Origin of the sequence: Streptomyces canus 299MFChir4.1 (genome assembly GCF_000383615.1) — a bacterium.
GTDB lineage: Bacteria > Actinomycetota > Actinomycetes > Streptomycetales > Streptomycetaceae > Streptomyces > Streptomyces canus_C.
Genome location: NZ_KB911592.1, coordinates 59,619 through 77,788, shown reverse-complemented (window position 1 = coordinate 77,788; position 18,170 = coordinate 59,619). Strand labels below are relative to the sequence as shown.

14 protein-coding genes and 1 pseudogene are annotated in these 18,170 nt (G+C 70.0%); 9 read left to right on the top strand and 6 right to left on the bottom strand.

The features are described from left to right. The first annotated feature begins 4 nt into the window (after window positions 1–4). Window positions 5–1,768: a thiamine pyrophosphate-dependent enzyme gene (locus H293_RS0123930; protein ID WP_020120373.1), complete on the top strand. Its 1,764-nt coding sequence runs from the start codon at window positions 5–7 to the stop codon at window positions 1,766–1,768. 400 nt (window positions 1,769–2,168) lie between these two features. On the opposite strand, the gene H293_RS0123925 is transcribed toward H293_RS0123930, so the two are convergent. Next, complete coding sequence (locus H293_RS0123925) at window positions 2,169–3,014, bottom strand: RNA polymerase sigma factor SigF (RefSeq protein WP_020120372.1); 846 nt, start codon at window positions 3,012–3,014, stop codon at window positions 2,169–2,171. Between the two features lie 534 nt (window positions 3,015–3,548). On the opposite strand from H293_RS0123925, the gene H293_RS0123920 reads away from it, so the two are divergent. From H293_RS0123920 to H293_RS58470, 5 genes are all read left to right on the top strand, one after another. Then, window positions 3,549–4,133 carry a VanZ family protein gene (locus H293_RS0123920; RefSeq protein WP_020120371.1) on the top strand — a complete coding sequence of 195 codons (585 nt, stop codon included), beginning with the start codon at window positions 3,549–3,551 and terminating at the stop codon, window positions 4,131–4,133. Window positions 4,134–5,000: 867 nt separating this feature from the next. After that, window positions 5,001–6,269: a DUF418 domain-containing protein gene (locus tag H293_RS0123910; RefSeq protein WP_020120369.1), complete on the top strand. Its 1,269-nt coding sequence runs from the start codon at window positions 5,001–5,003 to the stop codon at window positions 6,267–6,269. A gap of 185 nt (window positions 6,270–6,454) precedes the next feature. Further along, complete coding sequence (locus H293_RS60245) at window positions 6,455–6,712, top strand: hypothetical protein (RefSeq protein WP_259294521.1); 258 nt, start codon at window positions 6,455–6,457, stop codon at window positions 6,710–6,712. Further along, entirely contained in the window at window positions 6,667–7,572 is a 906-nt protein-coding gene (locus H293_RS60240; protein WP_020120368.1) for an ArnT family glycosyltransferase, read from the top strand. Before H293_RS60245 ends, H293_RS60240 begins: the two co-directional genes overlap by 46 nt. Further along, entirely contained in the window at window positions 7,569–7,790 is a 222-nt protein-coding gene (locus H293_RS58470; protein ID WP_158694434.1) for a hypothetical protein, read from the top strand. Before H293_RS60240 ends, H293_RS58470 begins: the two co-directional genes overlap by 4 nt. A 554-nt stretch (window positions 7,791–8,344) precedes the next feature. Here H293_RS58470 and H293_RS0123895 read toward each other — a convergent pair. After that, on the bottom strand, window positions 8,345–9,484 hold the full coding sequence (locus H293_RS0123895) for a DUF418 domain-containing protein (RefSeq protein ID WP_020120366.1): 1,140 nt from the start codon (window positions 9,482–9,484) through the stop codon (window positions 8,345–8,347). A gap of 423 nt (window positions 9,485–9,907) precedes the next feature. On the opposite strand from H293_RS0123895, the gene H293_RS0123890 reads away from it, so the two are divergent. Next, window positions 9,908–11,695, top strand: a complete 1,788-nt coding sequence (locus tag H293_RS0123890) for an ABC transporter ATP-binding protein (protein WP_020120365.1) — start codon at window positions 9,908–9,910, stop codon at window positions 11,693–11,695. Between the two features lie 324 nt (window positions 11,696–12,019). On the opposite strand, the gene H293_RS0123885 is transcribed toward H293_RS0123890, so the two are convergent. The 3 genes from H293_RS0123885 to H293_RS49950 form a co-directional block, all read right to left on the bottom strand. Further along, on the bottom strand, window positions 12,020–13,108 hold the full coding sequence (locus H293_RS0123885) for a sensor histidine kinase (protein ID WP_020120364.1): 1,089 nt from the start codon (window positions 13,106–13,108) through the stop codon (window positions 12,020–12,022). A 26-nt stretch (window positions 13,109–13,134) separates the two neighbouring features. Beyond that, window positions 13,135–13,830, bottom strand: a complete 696-nt coding sequence (locus H293_RS0123880; protein ID WP_028808131.1) for a response regulator — start codon at window positions 13,828–13,830, stop codon at window positions 13,135–13,137. A 499-nt stretch (window positions 13,831–14,329) separates the two neighbouring features. Further along, entirely contained in the window at window positions 14,330–14,581 is a 252-nt protein-coding gene (locus tag H293_RS49950; protein WP_020120362.1) for a pyridoxamine 5'-phosphate oxidase family protein, read from the bottom strand. Between the two features lie 125 nt (window positions 14,582–14,706). Here H293_RS49950 and H293_RS49945 point away from each other — a divergent pair. Both H293_RS49945 and H293_RS52835 read left to right on the top strand, forming a co-directional pair. Beyond that, a pseudogene (locus H293_RS49945) lies at window positions 14,707–14,916 on the top strand (cupin domain-containing protein); the annotation flags it as partial. Between the two features lie 245 nt (window positions 14,917–15,161). Further along, window positions 15,162–16,274 carry an MFS transporter gene (locus H293_RS52835; protein WP_259294520.1) on the top strand — a complete coding sequence of 371 codons (1,113 nt, stop codon included), beginning with the start codon at window positions 15,162–15,164 and terminating at the stop codon, window positions 16,272–16,274. A 386-nt stretch (window positions 16,275–16,660) separates the two neighbouring features. On the opposite strand, the gene H293_RS0123860 is transcribed toward H293_RS52835, so the two are convergent. Next, a complete protein-coding gene (locus H293_RS0123860; protein WP_020120360.1) occupies window positions 16,661–18,082 on the bottom strand; it encodes a non-reducing end alpha-L-arabinofuranosidase family hydrolase in 1,422 nt (473 codons plus the stop codon). Window positions 18,083–18,170 lie beyond the last annotated feature (88 nt).

Genomic DNA, 18,170 nt, shown 5'->3' with positions numbered 1-18,170 from the left:
TCTCGTGGCCCGTACCGTCGCCCGCGTCATCGTGGACGCACTGAGCGAACTCGGCGTGCACCAGGTGTTCGGCGTGGTGGGAGACGCGCTCAATCCCCTCACGGACGCCATTCGCACCACCGAGAACCTGGAGTGGGTGGGCTGCCGGCATGAGGAGGCGGCAGCGTTCGCCGCGAGCGCCCAGTCACAGCTCTCGGGCACCCTCGGTGTCTGCATGGGAACAGTCGGACCAGGCTCCGTGCACCTGCTCAACGGGCTGTACGACGCGGCCAAGAGCCACACCCCCGTCCTGGCGATCGCCGGGCAGGTGCCGCTCGCGGAACTCGGCACCGACTACTTTCAGGAGGTCGACAACGACGCCCTGTTCAGCGATGTCGCCGTCTTCCGCGCGACCATCACCTCTCCCGACCAACTGCCGCAGATGCTGGAGACGGCGGTGCGCCACGCCCTGGGCCGCAAGGGCGTCGCCGTCCTGACCGTGCCCGGCGACCTGGGCGAACGCGAACTGACGTCGGACCGCCCGGCCCGGTTCTCCCTGAACGCTCCGCTCAGCCGGCCGGAGGAGTCCGCCGTACGTCGGGCCGCCGGACTCCTGGACCGCTCCGAGCGCGTCACCCTGCTCGTCGGACGGGGCGCACGCGCCGCACGCGAGGACGTACTGGCCCTCGCGGACCGGCTGGCCACCCCCATGGTGCTCACGCTCAAGGCCAAGGAGGGCTTCGAAGGCGACAACAATCCGTTCCAGGTCGGCCAGACCGGGCTGATCGGCAACCCGGCCGCCGCGTCGGCGCTGCAGGACGCGGACACCCTGCTGCTCCTCGGGACCGACTTCCCCTACCGCGACTGGTATCCGGAGGGCAAGACCGTCATCCAGGTGGACACCGAGGCCGCCCACATCGGGCGGCGCGTGCCGGTCGACGTAGGTCTCGTCGGCGACACGGGCGCGACCGTGCGCGACCTCCTCACCCACCTCGCCGCCGCTCCCGCCGGGACGGACGGTGCGCGTGACCGCTCGCACCTGCAGAAGGCGCGTGAGCGTTTCGAGCAGTGGCGCGAGGGCCAGGCACGGCTGGCCGATCCGGCGCACGACAAGGGCCTGCTGGGCCGTGTACGTTCCTCGCTCGACAACCGGACCCACGACATCCGGCCGGAGGCGCTGGCAGCCGTGGTGGACCGGCTGGCCGACGACGACGCCGTCTTCACCTCCGACACGGGCATGGCGACGGTGTGGCTCTCACGATCCGTCGAAATGCGGGGCGAGCGGCAACTCATCGGCTCCTACAACCTCGGCTCCATGGCCAACGCGATGCCGCAGGCACTGGGCGCCCAGTGCCTGGACCGCGAACGGCAGGTCGTGGCCTTCTGCGGAGACGGCGGGCTGAGCATGCTCCTCGGTGACCTCATGACACTGAAGACGTACCGCCTCCCCGTGAAGCTCGTCGTCTTCGACAACCGCCGTCTGGGCATGGTCAAACTCGAACAGGAACAGGCCGGGCTGCCGGAGTTCGGCACCGTCCTGGACAACCCCGACTTCGCCGCCGTCGCCACGGCCATGGGCATCCCCGGGATCCGCGTGACCGACCCGGCCGAGCTGGAGAAGGCCGTACGCCGCGCCTTCGACACCCCCGGCCCGGTGCTGCTCGACGTGCTCACCAACCCGGACGAGATCGCGGTGCCGGCCAAGCCGACCGTCGAACAGGGCTGGGGGTTCGCAGTGGCCAAGGTCAAGGAGGTCGTGCGCAGCCACGGAGACGACAGCACCCTTTGAGGCGGCCGCGAAGTCCCGAACGACCGAGTCTGCACACCGCGGCGGCCTGTGGGGGCGGACTTGTGGGCGGACGTCGGTGAGTGAACCGACCGGGACGAAGCCGATCGCTCGGGACGGGCGCGGCTTGGCGACGACGGCCGTGCAGACCGCCGGCAGACGGTGGCCATGCTCCGTCCCGGGACCTGTGATCGCCGCACTCGCCGCACTCGCCGCACTCGCCGAACGCGACCGGGCGAGATCACCGGCTAGCACGAAACCACACCGACCCGAGAGAGCGAGTAGCCGCAAGGCCGTGAGGACCCGCCCACGTTCGCGTTTCCGGGTGCCATCGGCGCGACGGACGGGGGAGAGGTGACATGGAGCACCCCCCCGTACCGCCGCGGTGTCCGGCAGGTGGGTGTCAGTGGGTGGCGAGCATGCCCTCCCGCAGTCGGGCGAGGGTGCGGGAGAGCAGTCGGGAGACGTGCATCTGGGAGACGCCGAGGTGTTCGCCGATCTGTGCCTGGGTGAGTTCTTCGACGAACCGCATGTGGAGGATCTGGCGGTCCCTTTCGCCGAGTTGGGCGATCATGGGGGCGAGGGCGTGGAAGTCCTCCACCAGTTCCAGTGCCGCGTCGTCGGTGCCGATGAAGTCCGCGAGCGCGCTTTCGCCGTCCTCCGCGCCGTTGATGGTGGCGTCCAGGGAGGTGGAGTTGTAGGCGTTCGCGGCCAGCCGGGCCTCGATGACCTCTTCGTCGGGCAGGCACATCAGTTCGGACAGTTCCTTGACCGTGGGGGTCCGGCCCAGGCGGCTGCGGAGTTCCTCGGTGGCGCGGGCCAGCTGGACCCGGGCTTCCTGCAGCCGGCGGGGCACGTGGACGGCCCAGGTGGTGTCGCGGAAGAACCGCTTGATCTCGCCCACGATGTAGGGGATGGCGAAGGAGGTGAACTCCACCTCACGGGTGAGTTCGAACCGGTCGATCGCCTTGATCAGGCCGATCATGCCGACCTGGACGATGTCCTCCATCTCCTCCGGCCCACGGCTGCGGAACCGCCCCGCGGCGAAACGCACCAGGGACATGTTCATCTCGATCAGCGTGTTCCGGGCGTACTGGTACTCAGGCGTGCCCTCCTCCAGTACCGCCAGCTGGTCGAAGAACAGCTTGGTCAGAGCGCGGGCGTCCTTGGGGGCGACCTTGGAGGGATCGGTGAGCTCCGGCAGCTCCCTCGTGTGGGTCTCTGTCCTTGCCGTGCTCGCTGCCGCCATGATGCTTCCCTCCCGAGACGTCTGATCGCCTGTCCGTTGGAGATACAGGCCGACGAGAAGCCGCCTACCCACGCATCCACTGCGCATGCCTGCCCGCCGCGCGGTCTGCCGACACGGGAGGTGGGGCTGCGACCGGGCGGTCATCCGGTGTGACCCCGCATGCCGACTGTGGTGGCAGGGGCACGGGGCCCAGGGCAGGCTTGCCAGGCCCTGCCCACGGCTACGGCCTGTATCCGTCCTCGCGGTTCTGACCGCCTGCATCGGCATCACTATTGCGTGGCTTCCACACTGGGACGAACTCCGGCAGGCCGCCGCGCGGTCGAGCCAGGTCCGTCTGCACCTGTACGTGACGCGACCACGCGCAAGCGGTCGAGCTCACCCCGCTTGCCGCTGACGGAACGGGCGGAGAGGGGCAGCGGGCCACCGGCCGCCGCGCCTTCGGGCCGTACGGCGTCAAACGCCGATCGATACGCCGCCGATACGTGCCGACGGCGATACTGCCGATGACAACCGGATGGAAGCAGAGGTGACAGGGTGCGACTCGAAGGGTGGCACGGCTGGGTCGGCACCTTCACCGGGGTGGTGCTCCTCACGGCGGCCGCGTTGCCGTTGGCAGCGTCGGCGGCGTGGGCTCTGGCCCACCGGCGGAGGCGAGCCGGTGCCAGGGCGCCGGAGGCGTGGCGCATGGCGCTCGCCGAGGTCGGCATCGTCTACGCGACAGTGCCGCCGGTCTGGTTGATCCTGCTGCCGGGAGACGAGGACGGGGCGATCGTGAACCTGGTTCCGCTGCGGGACCTGCTCACGATGGACGCGGGCCAGATCGTCGGCAACCTGCTGGTGTTCGCGGCGTTGGGCTTCCTCGGCCCGCTCCGGTTCGCGGCGCCGGCATCGGTACGGCGGGTTCTCGCGCTCGGAGCGGGCTGCTCGATCCTCGTCGAGACAGCGCAGTACGTCCTGCAGCTGGACCGGGTTTCGTCCGTGGACGACGTACTCCTCAACACCGCCGGCGCGGGTCTCGCCGCACTGGCCTCACGCCGCTGGTGGCGCGCGGGCAGGAGTCCGCTTCCCGCGGGAGGAACGGGCCCGAAACGCGGGGAGGTGAGCGGGAGATCCGCATGATGGTGTGCTGGTGACCGCTGACAAGGCGGTCTCCCGGAAGGGGAACCTCGGCGAGTGGAGACCTCCAGCCGGTCGGCGAAGTCCGTCGGTTGGCCGCAGCACTTGCCGGAAACGGCCCCGGCCCCCGGGGCCGGCAGGACAGGACGGGGAGTTCCTCGTCCAGGTCGTCCATCATGCCGCGGACCATGAGGTCGCCGGACGCGGAGTGTGCCGAGACCTCCAGGACGTCCCGCCAGTTGCCGCGGTCGGGTGCGGGTTCGGTTTCATGGAGGGTCACGGTGACGTCGACCTCGCCGGTGTGGATGCCGGTTGGGACCGTGATGACGCCGTCGGCGACCCGGACCAGTCCGTTGTGGCCGCGGTCCAGGTCGGGGCCGGTCGGCCCGTCCTCGTCGCTGACATCGAACTGGTGGTACTGCACCGGGACGCGTCCGTTGCCGCGTCCGACCTTGCTCATTTCACCTCCACCGTATCGATGACGCGGTTATACAGGTGGAAGCGGCTCAGGGGCCGGGCCGGCCGCCGCCTTCGTTCTGCGTCGCGTTGATGAGGCGTCGGCTGTGGTTGCCCCGCCGGTGTCGGCGCCCTGCCAGGTCGAGGCAGGGAGTACTGGTCCAGCGGGCATCGCCTGCCGGCCTGATCCCCAGGTGGTCGTTGGAATGGCGGATCCGACAACCGCGCCCAACGCTCACGGTCGCGGTGAGCCCACCGACGGCATCATGACGACCAGGTCGGCGACGGCAGTCGTTCGGGTACGGCCGACACCGACCCCCTCCGGTCGGCGGGGTCGCTCTCGGCCGACCGGAGGGACACCTCCCGAAGCCCGGCGGATGGTCGGCCGCCCCCCGCCTCGGCAAGGTTGTCCCGGTGACCGAGATCGAAAGCGCCCAGAAGACGCCTCGCCGGCCGTCCCCCTCACCCGAGTCCGCCACGGCGACCGAGCGCCCTGCGCCGATGGCGCGGCTGGTCGCGGTGGACCTCGCCCGTGCACTGGCCGTGTTCGGGATGTTCGCCGTGCACGTCGGCCCCATGGCAACCCCCGGGGGCGGTGTCGGCGACTGGTTGCTGGAGCTGGCGAGCGGCCGCGCGTCGGCGTTGTTCGCCACCCTCGCCGGGTTCTCGTTGATGCTGATCGCGGGCCGATTCGAGCCGAAGACCGGACTGGCCGGCCGACAGGCGAGGGCCCGGATAGTGATCCGGGCCGTGACCCTGCTGGTGCTGGGCAGCGCGTTGGCGATGACCAATTTCGGCGGCGCCGGGATCCTCAACTTCTACGCGGTGTACTTCCTGTTGGCCCTGCCCCTGCTGCGGCTGCGGACCAGGACGCTCGCGATCACGGCGGTCACGCTCGCGGTCGTCACGCCGCAGCTGGCGTACGTGATCCGGGCGCTGCTCACCGAGTCGATCGTGCACAGCGTCGACTCGTACGACCCCATCGCGCGACTCTGCGGTGTGGGTGTGCTCGATCTCCTGCTCACCGGCCTCTACCCGGCGATCACCTGGATGACGTTCGTGGTCACCGGCATGGCGCTGGGCCGGCTGGACCTGTCCTCCGGCACGGTCCAGCGGCGGCTGGCCGTCGTCGGTCCCGCGATGATCGCGTTCGGGTACGGCGTCTCGTGGCTGGCGCTGCGGTTGACCGGCGGAGCTCAGAAGATCATGGACGGGATGTCCGCCATGAAGGAGGCAGGTGCCATGAAGGATCCCGGCCTGGCATCAGCATCCTTCGACTCGTCGGTCGGTGGCGGGCTGGGTGGCCCCGACGCATGGGGGCTCCTGGCAGCCGAGCCGCACAGCGGTTCCACGTTCGACCTCATCGGCAGCCTGGGGATCGCGATCACGGTGCTCCTGTGCCTGACGGTGGCCCTGGACCGACTGTCGTGGCTGCGTCGACCGGCAACGCCGATCATCGCCGTCGGCACCATGTCCCTGACTCTCTACGTGGGCCACATCCTGGTCATCCTCGCCCTGCCCGGCGAAGCGGCCACCCCGCCGCAGTCCGCCTCCGCCGTGCTGCTGTTCTGCTTCATTGTCGGAGCCACCGTGTTCGCGGCGGTCTGGTCCCGCTTCTTCCGCCGCGGACCGCTGGAGTACCTGCTCAACGGTGCCACAAAACTGGCCAGTTCCGTCCGCTGAGCAGCGGGTGGGCACCCTTGGACGCCCGTACGAGAAGAAAGCCGTAACCCCTCTCGACGCGTATCGCCGGTCTCCCGGGCGGCGTACTGCCGGACGGCAGGCGCACGTGCGCTGATCGCGGCCCCGCGCAGCCTTCCGCCTCGCACCTGCCGTTCCGCCCGAACACTGATCCAGGGACCTTCACCATGGCTGCCATACCCACCGCCCAGAGCACCGACTCCCGTGACCTCCTCCGAGAATCGCACCGCCGCGCCGACCGGCCGGGCGGTCCGGCACGCTGGGAACGCCCGGCGCTGGCCGCGGTGTTGGGCGTCGCCGCACTGCTGTATGCATCGGGCATGGGGCATGCCGCGATTCACCCCTACTACGGCGCGGCGATACGGTCGATGGCCACCAGTTGGCGGGGATCGTACGGGCATGGGCCGGGCCGTTCGCCGCACTGATTGCCGCGCTGACGCTCACCTTCACTCCGATCACCGTGGCGCTGAACAGGGCCACCATCCCGGACACGGCACTCACTCTGCTGCTGGTGGCGGCCGCCGGAGCCCTGCAGAAGGCGGTCCGAACCGGGCGGCTGCTCCCGCTGATCACGTGTGGCGTCTGGGTCGGGCTGGCTTTCCAGACGAAGATGCTGCAGGCCTGGCTCGTTCTGCCGGTCTTCGCCGTGGTCCATCAACTCGCCGCGAGCGGCTCGCCGTTGCGGAGGGCTTGGCGCCTCCTTGTGAGTGGTGCGGTCACGCTGGCCGTCTCCTGCTCGTGGGCGCTGATCGCGTGGGTGACTCCCGCGGGCAACCGCCCATATGTCGACGCTACGTCGAACAACAACCCCTTCAGCCTGGTCTTCGGCTACAACGGCATCAGCCGCTTCACCGACGACGGCACCGCGTTCGGCGCCGTGGCGGCCACCGCCGCCAGCCGTATCTCCGGAAACACGGGACGGGGGATGCTCGTCAACCCCACCGTCGGCCCGCAGATCGCCTGGTTCCTGCCGCTCGCCGTGCTTGCCGTGTATGCCATGGTGTTCAGCGTCTCCAACGGCAACCACGTCTACTACACGGCCGAGCTGCCGGCGGGCCCGGCTCCCCGGAGGCCGACGAGCCGGACGCACCGGTCGTCGCCATGCGGAGTTGATGGTGCCCGGCTGGGCTGCGTGACTCGTGGGGCTGCCGTACTTACGGTGCGTCAGCCCCACAGCCCCGACGGCTGTCACCTCAGGCTGAACTCCTCCAGCCACTCGGCGGGGGTGGGCCGGACAGTCGTCGGATGTGCGGAGAGCGGCCCGGCGACCAGGCTGGAGACATGACACATCGTGTTCGCGACAAGGAGCCCGAGACCGCCCCTGGAGCATCGGCCGATATCGAGGTACCGGGCCGTGACATCACGCCTGGCAGAGGCAGGTTGCTGGAACCTCTCGGCCTGACGCTGGTGGCGGGCGCCGGTGTCCTGTTCGTCGTGCGTCCTGAGTACTACGCAGCAGGGGTGCACCTCTTCGCCACGTGGGCGGCCTCACTGGTCCAGTGAGCCGGCCGTCGGAGCCCCCCCGGCGGTGTGGGATCTTGGCGGTCACCGGCACCATGGCCTTCTTGGACGAGGCGAGAGGGAGCCCGAGGCTTGGCCTGTTGCGTGCGCTGGTACTGGCGTCCCTCAATGCCGTCCAGCTGGGCGTCACGCTCGGTGTGGTCGCGGTCGTCGGCGTGGGCGTCGCCCTGGTGATGCCGAAGATCGGCAGACCGCCGAGCGCGGGAGACCGCTCGCTTCGAGGCGGTCCCGCAGGGCGTGGCGCCATGGCGTGCGCAGCGCGAAGGGGGAGGCCGTGCTTGCCGCGGACAACCTCATCGTGGAGTCGGCGTTCCTCGCGGTGCTCGCCGTCGGCGGAGCCTGCGTCGCGTCCGGGGCGATGCCCGTGTCCACGCTCATCGCGTTCCTGCCTGAGCGCCGGGCCACCCGACTCACCTCCCAGCCGGGCATCAACGACAAGGCGCGAGTGCAGCAGGGACCGGGTGCGTCAGCGCCAGGCCGGTGCAGGCCGTCCGGGCCGGGATGGCGCATGCATCCGAGCCACCCCGACCCGAACCTCACCGGATGTACTTGGCGGGCTTGGTGGCCGCGTTGAGCAGGTATTCCAGTGGTCCGCGGCGGAAGAAGCGGGACCAGACCCCGGCGAACACGATCGCCCCGAGGACGAACCCGAGCAGGGGCAGCCAGGACTGCTGGGTGTCGGTCCCGGCCGGCAGTGACAGCACGGACTGTGCGAGGAAGTGGCCGACGTAGGCCGTCAGGGACATGGTGCCCACGGCGATGACCGGTTTGGCCAGGCGGCGCAGTCGCGGGAGGCGGTCCATCGCCACCGTCGCGCCCACGATCACGAGGATCGCGACTCCCACGCTGCCGATGATGTCGAACGTGGTACCGCTGTGCGGCCCGGCCTTCAGGAGAAACGACGCGGACATGTCGGGCAACGACCCTGCATCGGGGGGCATCGACCCGGAGCCGCCGGACGACGGCCCGTCTTCCGCGAGGCTCCGCAGCGCGCTCTTGCCGGCGAGCAGCAAAGACATGCCGTACGCGGCCACGGTGAGCGAGGCGCCGAGCGCGGCCAGACGCTTCTGGACAGCGCTGGAGGACAGGTCGAGGCGTCCCAGGGCCATACCCGCGATCACGAACGACACCCACGTGAGCGCCGGGTAGAAGCCGGTGAGCAGCAGATCGAGCACTCCCACCTCGCTGAGGCGGCGGAGCGGGTCGTAGGCGTTGATGCTCTGCTGGACCGACTCGGTCAGCAGGTTGGTCAGGACGAACGCCAACTGCGGTGTCACGACGGCGACCGCGGCCGCGATGATCGCGAGGGTCCTGGCGCGCAGTTTCACCAGCGGCAGGGCCAGGAGGAAGTAGACCCCGTAGAAGCCGAGGATGATCACGCCCCCGTACTCCATGGCCATCGCGGTGCCGAGTGCCAGCAGGACCACGGCGCGGATCGCGATGCGGGCCCTCGCCTGCCGGCCGGCCAGGCCCGTCTTCGGTTCGCGGCGCCCGGCGAGCAGCATCAGGGAGAACCCGGCGAGAGTGGCGAACAGGACCGACGAGTGGCCGTCCGCCAGGTACCGGATCCAGCTGGCGACGCCGGTCGTGGCGGACAGCGGGGGACCGATGTGCACGACGTACATGCCGAACACCGCCAGCGCGCGGGCCAGATCCACCCCGACGAGGCGTCCCATCGAGGGACCTGGTGTGGCCGGCACGGCGCCCTCGGATGAGGTTCGGGGCTGCGGAGGGGAGCTCTCCGGGAGACCTGACGTCTCCTGCGGCGGCTGTGTCTGTGTCATACGGAGAACCTCGCGTGGACGTCCGGGGGCGGACCATCCGGCAGGCTTCGGGAGTTCCCCCGCCGGTCGGCGGGTGCCGTCCTGCCGACCGGCGGATTCCTGTGCCTGGCCGGACTCCGGTGCGACCGGACGGCGGTCATGTGCAGCCACTCGGCGGGGGCGGACCCGACAGTTGCCGGATGGGCGCGAGGCGGACGGGCTTCCAGGCTGGAGGCATGACGCACGGCGTCGGCTCAAGGAGCGCGAGGACTGCCTCCGCAATTCGGCCTGCGTACCGGGTTGTGACGCCGTGACCTGGCAGACGAAAGGAACTTCGTGAACACCGCATCCGCCCCGACGACGGATGAGACTTCCCTGTCCGCCCGAGAGACGCTCAAGGCGCTGTACGCGTACGTCCACCCGCACCGGCGGGCCGTCGCGCTCGGCCTGCTGTGCGCCCTGTTCGGGGCCGCCGGGGGACTGCTGCAGCCCCTGGCCACGAAGGCGCTGGTGGACCGGCTGGCCTCGGGTGACACCATCGCCGGGATCCTGATCGCGCTCACTGTGCTGGTGGTGCTGGGCACGGCGGTCGAGGCGTTCGGCGCGTATGTGCTGGAACGGACGGCCGAGTCGGTGGTCCTGGCCGCGCGGCGCACCCTCGTGGGGCGCTTGCTGCGGCTGCGGATCGCGGAGTGGGAGCGGATCCCGCCGGGTGATCTGATGTCCCGGGTCACCTCGGACACCACGTTGCTGCGGTCGGTCAGCACCCAGGCGGTCGTCTCCGCCGCCACCGGGGCGGTCGCCTTCGTCGCGGCGGTCGGTGTGATGGCGTTCCTGGATGTCGTGCTGCTGGGTGTGACGCTCGGTGTGGTCGTGCTGGTCGGCGGGGCAGTCATGCTGGTGATGCCGAAGATCGCGCGGGCCACCGAGCGGGCGCAGGATGCGGTCGGGGAGATCTCCGTCGCGCTGGAGCGGGCTCTTGGAGCGTTCCGTACGGTGAAGGCGTCCGGCGCCGAGGAGCGGGAGACCGTCCGCGTGGAGGCGGCGGCGCGGCGGGCGTGGCGGCACGGCGTGCAGAGCGCGAAGTGGGAGGCCGTGGCGGGCTCGGCGGACGAACTCGCCGTACAACTGGCCTTCCTCGCGGTGCTCGGTGTCGGTGGCGCACGAGTGGCGTCGGGGGAGATCCCCGTGTCCACCCTCATCGCCTTCCTGCTCTACCTCTTCTACCTGATCGAGCCGGTGTCCAGGCTGGTCGACGCCGTCTCCCAGTACCAGGAGGGGGCGGCCGCGATCTCCCGGATCGCGCAGGTGGAACGCCTGGCGGTGGAGCCGACTGCCGGCCCGGAGGACGCCCTGCCCAGGCAGGGTGCAGCGGTGCCGGGTCCGGCGTCGGTCCGATTCGAGGAGGTGTCCTTCCGCTACCGCCCGGGCCGGCCGTACGTCCAACGGCAGGTGAGCTTCGAGGTACCGGGCGCCGGGATGACGGCCTTCGTCGGCCCCTCCGGCGCCGGCAAGTCGACGGTCTTCGCCCTCATCGAGCGGTTCTACGAGGCCGGCGAGGGCCGGGTCCTCGTCGACGGCAGGGACGTACGGGACTGGTCCCTTTCCGAGCTTCGGTCTGCCATCGGATACGTGGAGCAGGACGCCCCGGTGCTGGCCGGCACACTGCGGGAGAACCTGGTCTTCGCCGCGCCCGGCGCTACGGACGACGACATCCGCGACGTCCTGGCCCGCACGAGGCTCGACACCCTCGTCGAGCGCCTGCCGCACGGTCTGGACACCCCGGTCGGACACCGCGGTTCGAAGCTGTCGGGCGGTGAGCGGCAGCGCATCGCCATCGCCCGCACCCTGCTGCGCAGGCCCCGGCTGCTGCTCTTGGACGAGGCGACCTCGCAGCTCGACGCCGTCAACGAACTGGCACTGAGGGACGTCATCGTGGAGGTGGCCCTCGAGACCACCGTCCTCGTGGTGGCCCATCGCCTGTCGACGGTGACCGGCGCCGACCGGATCGTCGTCATGGACGCCGGACGGGTCCGGGCCGTCGGCACGCACGAGCAACTCGTGGCCGAGGACGGGCTGTACGCGCGACTGGCGGCAACCCAGCTCCTGGCGCCCGCGCGATGACCCAGCCCACGCCGGGTTGTCCGGTCGGCCACCGCCCCACTCCCGGCCGGACAACCATGCTGGGGGCGGGCCTTGGGCGGTGGCGCTCCGCAGGCATCGAGTACCTCGCCTTCGGCATCGACACCGTCCTGCTGCTTGGCTGGGGCGTGCTCGCCTGGTCAGCACGTGGGCGAGGCGGAAACCACGGCTGTCACCCTGGCGCCGGCATTCTCACTGTGCTGGCGCGGAATCGGACACGGTGAGGACAGGGAGCTGGACGAACGTCGCAAGCCGGGCGGAGAGGTGGCCAAGGCGTCGGCCTCCGTTGCCTACTTGAGGGGTCGGTCAGTCCGCGCAGAGGGGAATCCGCAGCCGCACCCGGTAGCCGCACTCCGCGGTCGGGCCCGCCTCCAGTGTGCCGTGCAGGATCTCGGCCCGTTCCCGCAGACCGACCAGGCCCTGCTGCGAACCCGGGAGGGAAAGGGAGGGACGCGTGGGCGGGGTGTTGGTGACGGTCACTCCGACGTGGTCGCCGTCCTGCCACAGCTCGACGCGGGCCGTGGCGCCGGGGGCGTGCTTGCGGACATTGGTCAGTGCCTCTTGGACCGTGCGGTAGAGGGCCCGTTGGGCGGGCGAGCCCACGGTGGGCGGCAGCTCACCCGACAACTCAGCGTGGGTGCCGCTTGATTCGACCAGTTTGCGCAGGTCGGCCAGGGTGGGCTGAGGAGTCAGCTCGGTGGCGTGGCCGCCGGAGGCGCGCAACAGCGTGACCATGGTGCGCAGTTCGTCGAGCGTCGTGACGCTCAGCGAACGGATCGTGCGGGCAGCCTCCTTGGCATCCGCGTCCTTGGCGGCGACCTGCAACGCTCCGGCCCGTACGGCGATCAGACTGACCTGGTGGGAGACCACGTCGTGCATCTCACGGGCCAACTGGGCGCGCTCGCGCGCGAGCACGGCCTGCGCGTGCAGTGCCCGCTCGTGCTCCCTGGCGTCCTCGATCTCCACCAGCCGCCGCGCCAGGTCCCGGTGCGCCTGGAGAAGCTGTCCGATGAGGACCGGGGCGGAAGCGGTGGCAAGGCCGTAAACGAAGGTGAGCAGCGTCATGGTCCGGCCGACCTCGGTGAGGCCGGCCAAGGGCCACGGAGTGCTGTTCGCGACGGCGGTCACTGCGACACACACCGCGAGGAGAGGGCGGTTGCGGGAACGCTCGGCCAGCGTGAACAGGGCCGCGAGCGGAGCGACGGCGACGGGCTGCGTCAGCGAGATGGGCAGGGTGAGCAGGAAGACGCCGAGCGGGAACCGGCGCCGGAAGGCCAACGCTGCGCAACCGAGAGCGGCCAGCGCGACGGCGAGGCGCGTGTCGTCCAACAGGTTCAGCCACACGTCCACGGCCGCCGCGACGACCAGGACGAGGTCGACGGCCGGCGCGGGCACACGCTCCCACAGCGCGCGGACGCGGCTCAGTGCCCGCTCCCCGACCGGGAGCGCTCGTCGAGCAGTCCCGCCCGCTGCGCCAGCAGCGCGGCCTGCACCCGGCTGGTCACCCGCAGCTTGGTGAGGATCGCGCTGACGTGGTCCTTGACCGTGCCGGCACTCAGGTGGATGCGGGCCCCGATGTCGGTGTTCGACAGCCCTTCCGCCACCAGGACGAGGACGTCACGCTCGCGGGCGGTCAACAGCTGGACCCGTGCCGCATCCTCGTCGACGGCCGCCCCGCTGCCGGGGTGGCTGTGCAGCAGGGTCCGCGACGCCTTGGGGGAGAGCACCACACCGCCCGCGGCCAGGGTCCGTACGAGGTGGGCGAGTTGCTCGGGCTCGGTGTCCTTGAGCAGGAAACCGGCCGCTCCGGAGTGCAGCGCGGTCAGGATGTACTCGTCGGCGTCGAACGTCGTCAGCATCGCCACCACCGGAGCGTCCGGCATCGTGCGCAGTTCGCGCAGGACGGTGAGTCCGTCGACATCGGGCATCCGGATGTCCAGCAGCACCACGTCGGGCTGCTCCCGGCGGACGGTCTCCACGGCCTCGCAGCCGCTCGCGGTCGCGACGACCTCGATGTCCTCGGACGCGCCCAGAATGAGTTCGAAGCCCGAGCGGACCAGTGCCTCGTCGTCCACCACCACTACCCGGATCACGCTTTCAGCCTCACCTTCGTTCATGCCGTACGGCCATGCCGACTCGACCTTAAGGCCCCGATCGGTCCCGACGGCCTGGCGAGCGGCAGCTCCAGCCACACGGCGGGGGAGCACCCACCACTCGGCAGGGACATCACAGCGCGTGCCGGTTGGTCCATGATCTGGCGTTGGTTCAAAACAGCCCGTGTGGGGTCCGCACTCGCTGGTGGCCCACTGAAGTCGGCCGTCGTAGTCGAACCTAACCCGCCGATCAGCAGACTGCCGGGAGCGGCCAGGGGGCCGGTGATCGCGCCGACGGTCGTCCCGGTCGTCTCGCGCACCTTGTACTTCCGACGCCGTCTCACTCGCCGCCTGACTGCCCGGCGCGCGTAGGTCAACGATGCAGACAGCGTCGGCGGCGCGGTGCGGTTTCCGTCGTGGTCGCGGTGCGGCAAGGGTACGACAACCTCGCCGTCCGCTGTCGCGCGACCGTGCCGGTCGCAGCCGTCAGCGAGTGGCTATGACCAGCACGGACCGATTCGTCCTAGCCGTTGACGTCGAGTGCTGTTCCGTACTGCGGGATCATTCCGAGCAGTTCTCGACCAACCGCATCCCCAGGAACCCTCGTGATCTCGGAGACCTCGGCCTCGCCATCGGCCACGGCGAACGACCACACGTCGCCGCCCTGTACATGCAGCGAGGCACGCGGATCGCGCCGCAGGTGTCCGACCTTGACACGGTCGACCGTCGTCGAGAACCGCACGATGCGGGCCTCAGGGTCCCGGCTGTACAGCATGGTGGTCAGGTGGGGATGGGGAGAGGGCTTCGTCGGACAGTGGGACAGGTGCTGGTCCTTGAGTCATGACCTGATCAACAGCCGTGTCCGCCCAACAATTTCGCGGACACTGAGTCCAGCGCACCGTGTCGTACCCGGAATACTTCGAGTACCCGGAAGCCCGCTACCACGGCAACAAGGGCGAAGTGAACGCGGCCTTCCGCCCGGCCGACAGCCCACCGGACATCTCCTCTCCCGGCGGCTCTACCCACTACCTCGCCACCAACGAGTCGACCGGCGGGGAATTCGGCCTGTACAAGGTGGAGCTGGGTGCACGGTCCTCTGGAGCCAAGACCCGACACGACAGCTACTTCCTGGAACCGAGCGGCTGTTCCGCGTCCCGGTAATGCAGGTCAGCAGATCGGCACGATCCTGCTCCCCGGCGGCGTAGACGATCCCCTCCCAGGGGTTCAGTGCGGTCTGGGCGCGGCCGGGATCGTCCGCTGACACCGGGCGCTCCAGCATGAGATCTGCGGGCGCGGCAGTGCATCCCCGCCGTAAGGGTTGAGCCGCACAAGACCCTTACAACAGTGTGGTCGGCATGACACGACAAACCGCCGAACGCGCCGGATCCCCGGACCGCGACCCGTGGCGCTATCGCTGGATCGTGCTGGGCATCGCCACCTTCACCCAGGCCGCGGCCGGGTTCTTCGTCGGCGGCATAGGAGCGCTCGGCGTCCACCTTCAGAGTGCCCTGGACCTGAGCACGGCGCAGCTGGGTCTGCTGGTCTCGGCGGCCCAACTCGTGCCGCTGGCCGGGCTGCTGGTGGCCGGCGAGCTGCTGGACCGCCACAGCGAGCGCTGGGTGGTCGGGATCGGGGCCGGGGTGGTCGCGCTGGCTCTGGGCGCGGGGAGCCTGGCGCCGGGATACACCGCCCTGCTGCTCGCACTGCTGGTGGTCGGCACGGGATACAGCACCGTCCAGCCGGGTGGGAGCAAATCGGTGGCTTCCTGGTTCGACGCGTCACAGCGCGGCTTCGCGATGGGTATCCGACAGGCCGGGCTGCCGCTGGGGGCAGCGCTCGCCTCGGCCGTACTCCCACTCGTCGCCGAGGAGTTCGGCTGGCGGGCGACACTGCTGACCGGCGGCTTCGTCGCGCTGCTCGGGGCCGGCCTCTTCATGGGCTGCTATCGTCGGCCGCCCGCGCTGCCAGTCCCGCAGGACAAGGAACCGTCAGCCTCGCCCGCGGCACAGCTCCGCGGCCGGCTGTGCATGCTCCGTGAACCGTCCGCGGTGAAGATCATGCTGTCGGGGACCAGCCTGATCTCGGTGCAGTGCGGCGTGGGCATCCTGACAGTGCTCCACCTCCACACGGTGTCATCGGTCGGCGCCGGGCAGGCGGCTCTCGTCCTGGTGGCATCCCAGGGCGCGGGTGTCGCGGGGCGGATATGCCTGGCGGCCTGGAGCGACCGGAGCAGTTCGGGGCGCTATGCCATCGTGCTGGTCTGCATGGTCGCCGTGACCGCCGGGCTCGCCGTGCTGATGACACCGGCAGGACGGGCACCGGTCGTCGCTTCCGGCGTCTTCGTCTGGCTCGGCTTCTTCGGATTCGGCTGGTACGGCCCGTGGGTCGCCTACGTCACCGAAGCGCCCCACCGGGCAGGACCGGCTTCGCCCTGGGGCTGGCCATGTCCGTCAACCAGATCGCCATAGTCACGGTGCCGCCCGCGCTCGGCCTGCTGGTCGACCTCACCAGCAGCTTCACCCCGGCCTGGGCCCTGCTGTTCCTCCTGACTGTCGCCGCCCTGGCGGTTACGGCCGTCGCGGAAGGCCGCACACGCTCCTGCGAGGCAGACGCCGGGGCCCTACTCGCACACCGACACCCGCCGGACGACCTGACCCCGCCGTCCTGCAGCGTGATCTGCTCGCGGTCTCCGGATTCACGGCACACCGGTAAGGAGAGGAACCCCGGCCGACGTGCGACTGGGGTTCCTCAAGGTGGCGAGTATCGGTCAGCGGGTGGAGCCGCCCACGCCGTTAACCGCTCGGCTAGGCGTCGGCGGACCGGACCCCGTCACGATCAGCTTGGATCGCGCTGGTCAACGCTGCAGGGTGAGCACGCCCGGTCGCCAGGGCAGCTCGTTGTAGGGCATGCCCGGGGTGACGGAGGCGGGGGACAGGCCCTGGTAGAGGAGCTGCAGGTTGCAGGGGTCGATGGTCTTGGTCTGGTCGGGGTTGTTGCGGACCAGGTCACCGTGGCTGATGTCGTTGGTCCAGGTGGCACCGCTGTTGGCCTTGCCCGCGAAGGGGTTGGACTCGGTGGCGGCCTGCGGGGTCCACGAACCGTTCAGGCTGGAGGCGGTGAACGAGCGGAAGTAGCGTCCGCTCGCGCCGATCGCCTCAACGATCATGAGGTACTGGTTCTGGCCCTGGACCTTGTAGACCTCCGGAGCTTCGAACAGGTTGTTCGTCGTGTCGCTCATGACCGTCGTATACGAGGAGCCGAAGTTGCCCGGGAAGTTCCCGATCGGCATGCTCGCCCGGTAGATGTTGCCGTTGTCGCCGGCGAAGAACATGTACATGGTCGTGTCGTCAGCGATCAGGGTCTGGTCGAGCGGGCCGCCGCCCGGGATGCTGCCGGTGAACAGGGGCTGCGGTGCGGACCAGCCGTTGGGGTTGGTGGGGTCGCTCGACGTGCGGTAGATGAAGGGCGAGGCACCCCACTGGGAGGCCAGCACCCAGATGTTCTTGGGCGCGAAGTAGAACAGCGTGGGCGCCACCGCGGACTGGCTCATACCGGTCTGGCCGGCCGACGCCATGTCCGACCAGTTCGTGAAGGGACTGAACGCCATCGAGCCGTACGACGTTCCTCCGGACACGTTCGAGGCGTAGACCAAGTGCTTGCCGTTGTACACCACGTTGGTGAAGTCCTTCACCGAGTTCCACCCGTTCGCGGGCTGCGCCAGCGCCCCCGTCGACGTCCACCGGTAGGTCGACGGAAGTGCACACGTGCCGCCCCCTCCGGACAGGCCGGTCCACTTCTGGTTGCTCCCGCCGACGCAGTTCCACAGCTGCACCGCCGTGCCGTTGGCGGTGGCGCCACCCGAGACGTCCAGGCACAGCCCGGACTCCACGGCGACGACCGTGCCGTCCGAGTTCACCCGCCACTGCTGGTTCGAACCGCCGTTGCAGGACCAGATCACCGGCCGGGTACCGGCCGTGTTGGCGTGGCCGGGCACGTCGAGGCACTTGTTGCCGTACACCGTCAGCTGGTTGCTGTCCGTCAGCGTCCACTGCTGGTTGGTCCCGCCGTGGCAGTCCCAGATCTGCACGTTCGTGCCGTCGGCCTGGCCGGCGTTCGCCACATCGAGACACCGGCCGGAACCGACACCGCGTAAGGCGCCGCTGCCGGCCGCCTGAGCCGGGCCGGCGACGAGCAGCGCCGCCAACGAGACCAGGGCCGCAACCGCGGCGGCGAGCACCACGGACGGACGTCTGCGGCTGAACTTTGCCAAGTGCATGGGGACCTCGTCATCCTTGAGCGGGTTTACGGACTGGCGATGTCGGTGCAGTTCTTTCGTGTTCGCTATTCCGAACAGAGGTCGGAGT

Coding starts and splice junctions, on each gene's coding strand:
- H293_RS0123895 (WP_020120366.1), bottom strand. CDS start 9,484: ATGGGACGCCTCGTCGGGGTGGATCTGGCCCGCGCGCTGGCGGTGTTC.
- H293_RS0123860 (WP_020120360.1), bottom strand. CDS start 18,082: ATGCACTTGGCAAAGTTCAGCCGCAGACGTCCGTCCGTGGTGCTCGCC.
- H293_RS0123880 (WP_028808131.1), bottom strand. CDS start 13,830: ATGAACGAAGGTGAGGCTGAAAGCGTGATCCGGGTAGTGGTGGTGGAC.
- H293_RS49950 (WP_020120362.1), bottom strand. CDS start 14,581: ATGCTGTACAGCCGGGACCCTGAGGCCCGCATCGTGCGGTTCTCGACG.
- H293_RS52835 (WP_259294520.1), top strand. CDS start 15,162: ATGACACGACAAACCGCCGAACGCGCCGGATCCCCGGACCGCGACCCG.
- H293_RS60245 (WP_259294521.1), top strand. CDS start 6,455: ATGGCTGCCATACCCACCGCCCAGAGCACCGACTCCCGTGACCTCCTC.
- H293_RS58470 (WP_158694434.1), top strand. CDS start 7,569: ATGACACATCGTGTTCGCGACAAGGAGCCCGAGACCGCCCCTGGAGCA.
- H293_RS0123925 (WP_020120372.1), bottom strand. CDS start 3,014: ATGGCGGCAGCGAGCACGGCAAGGACAGAGACCCACACGAGGGAGCTG.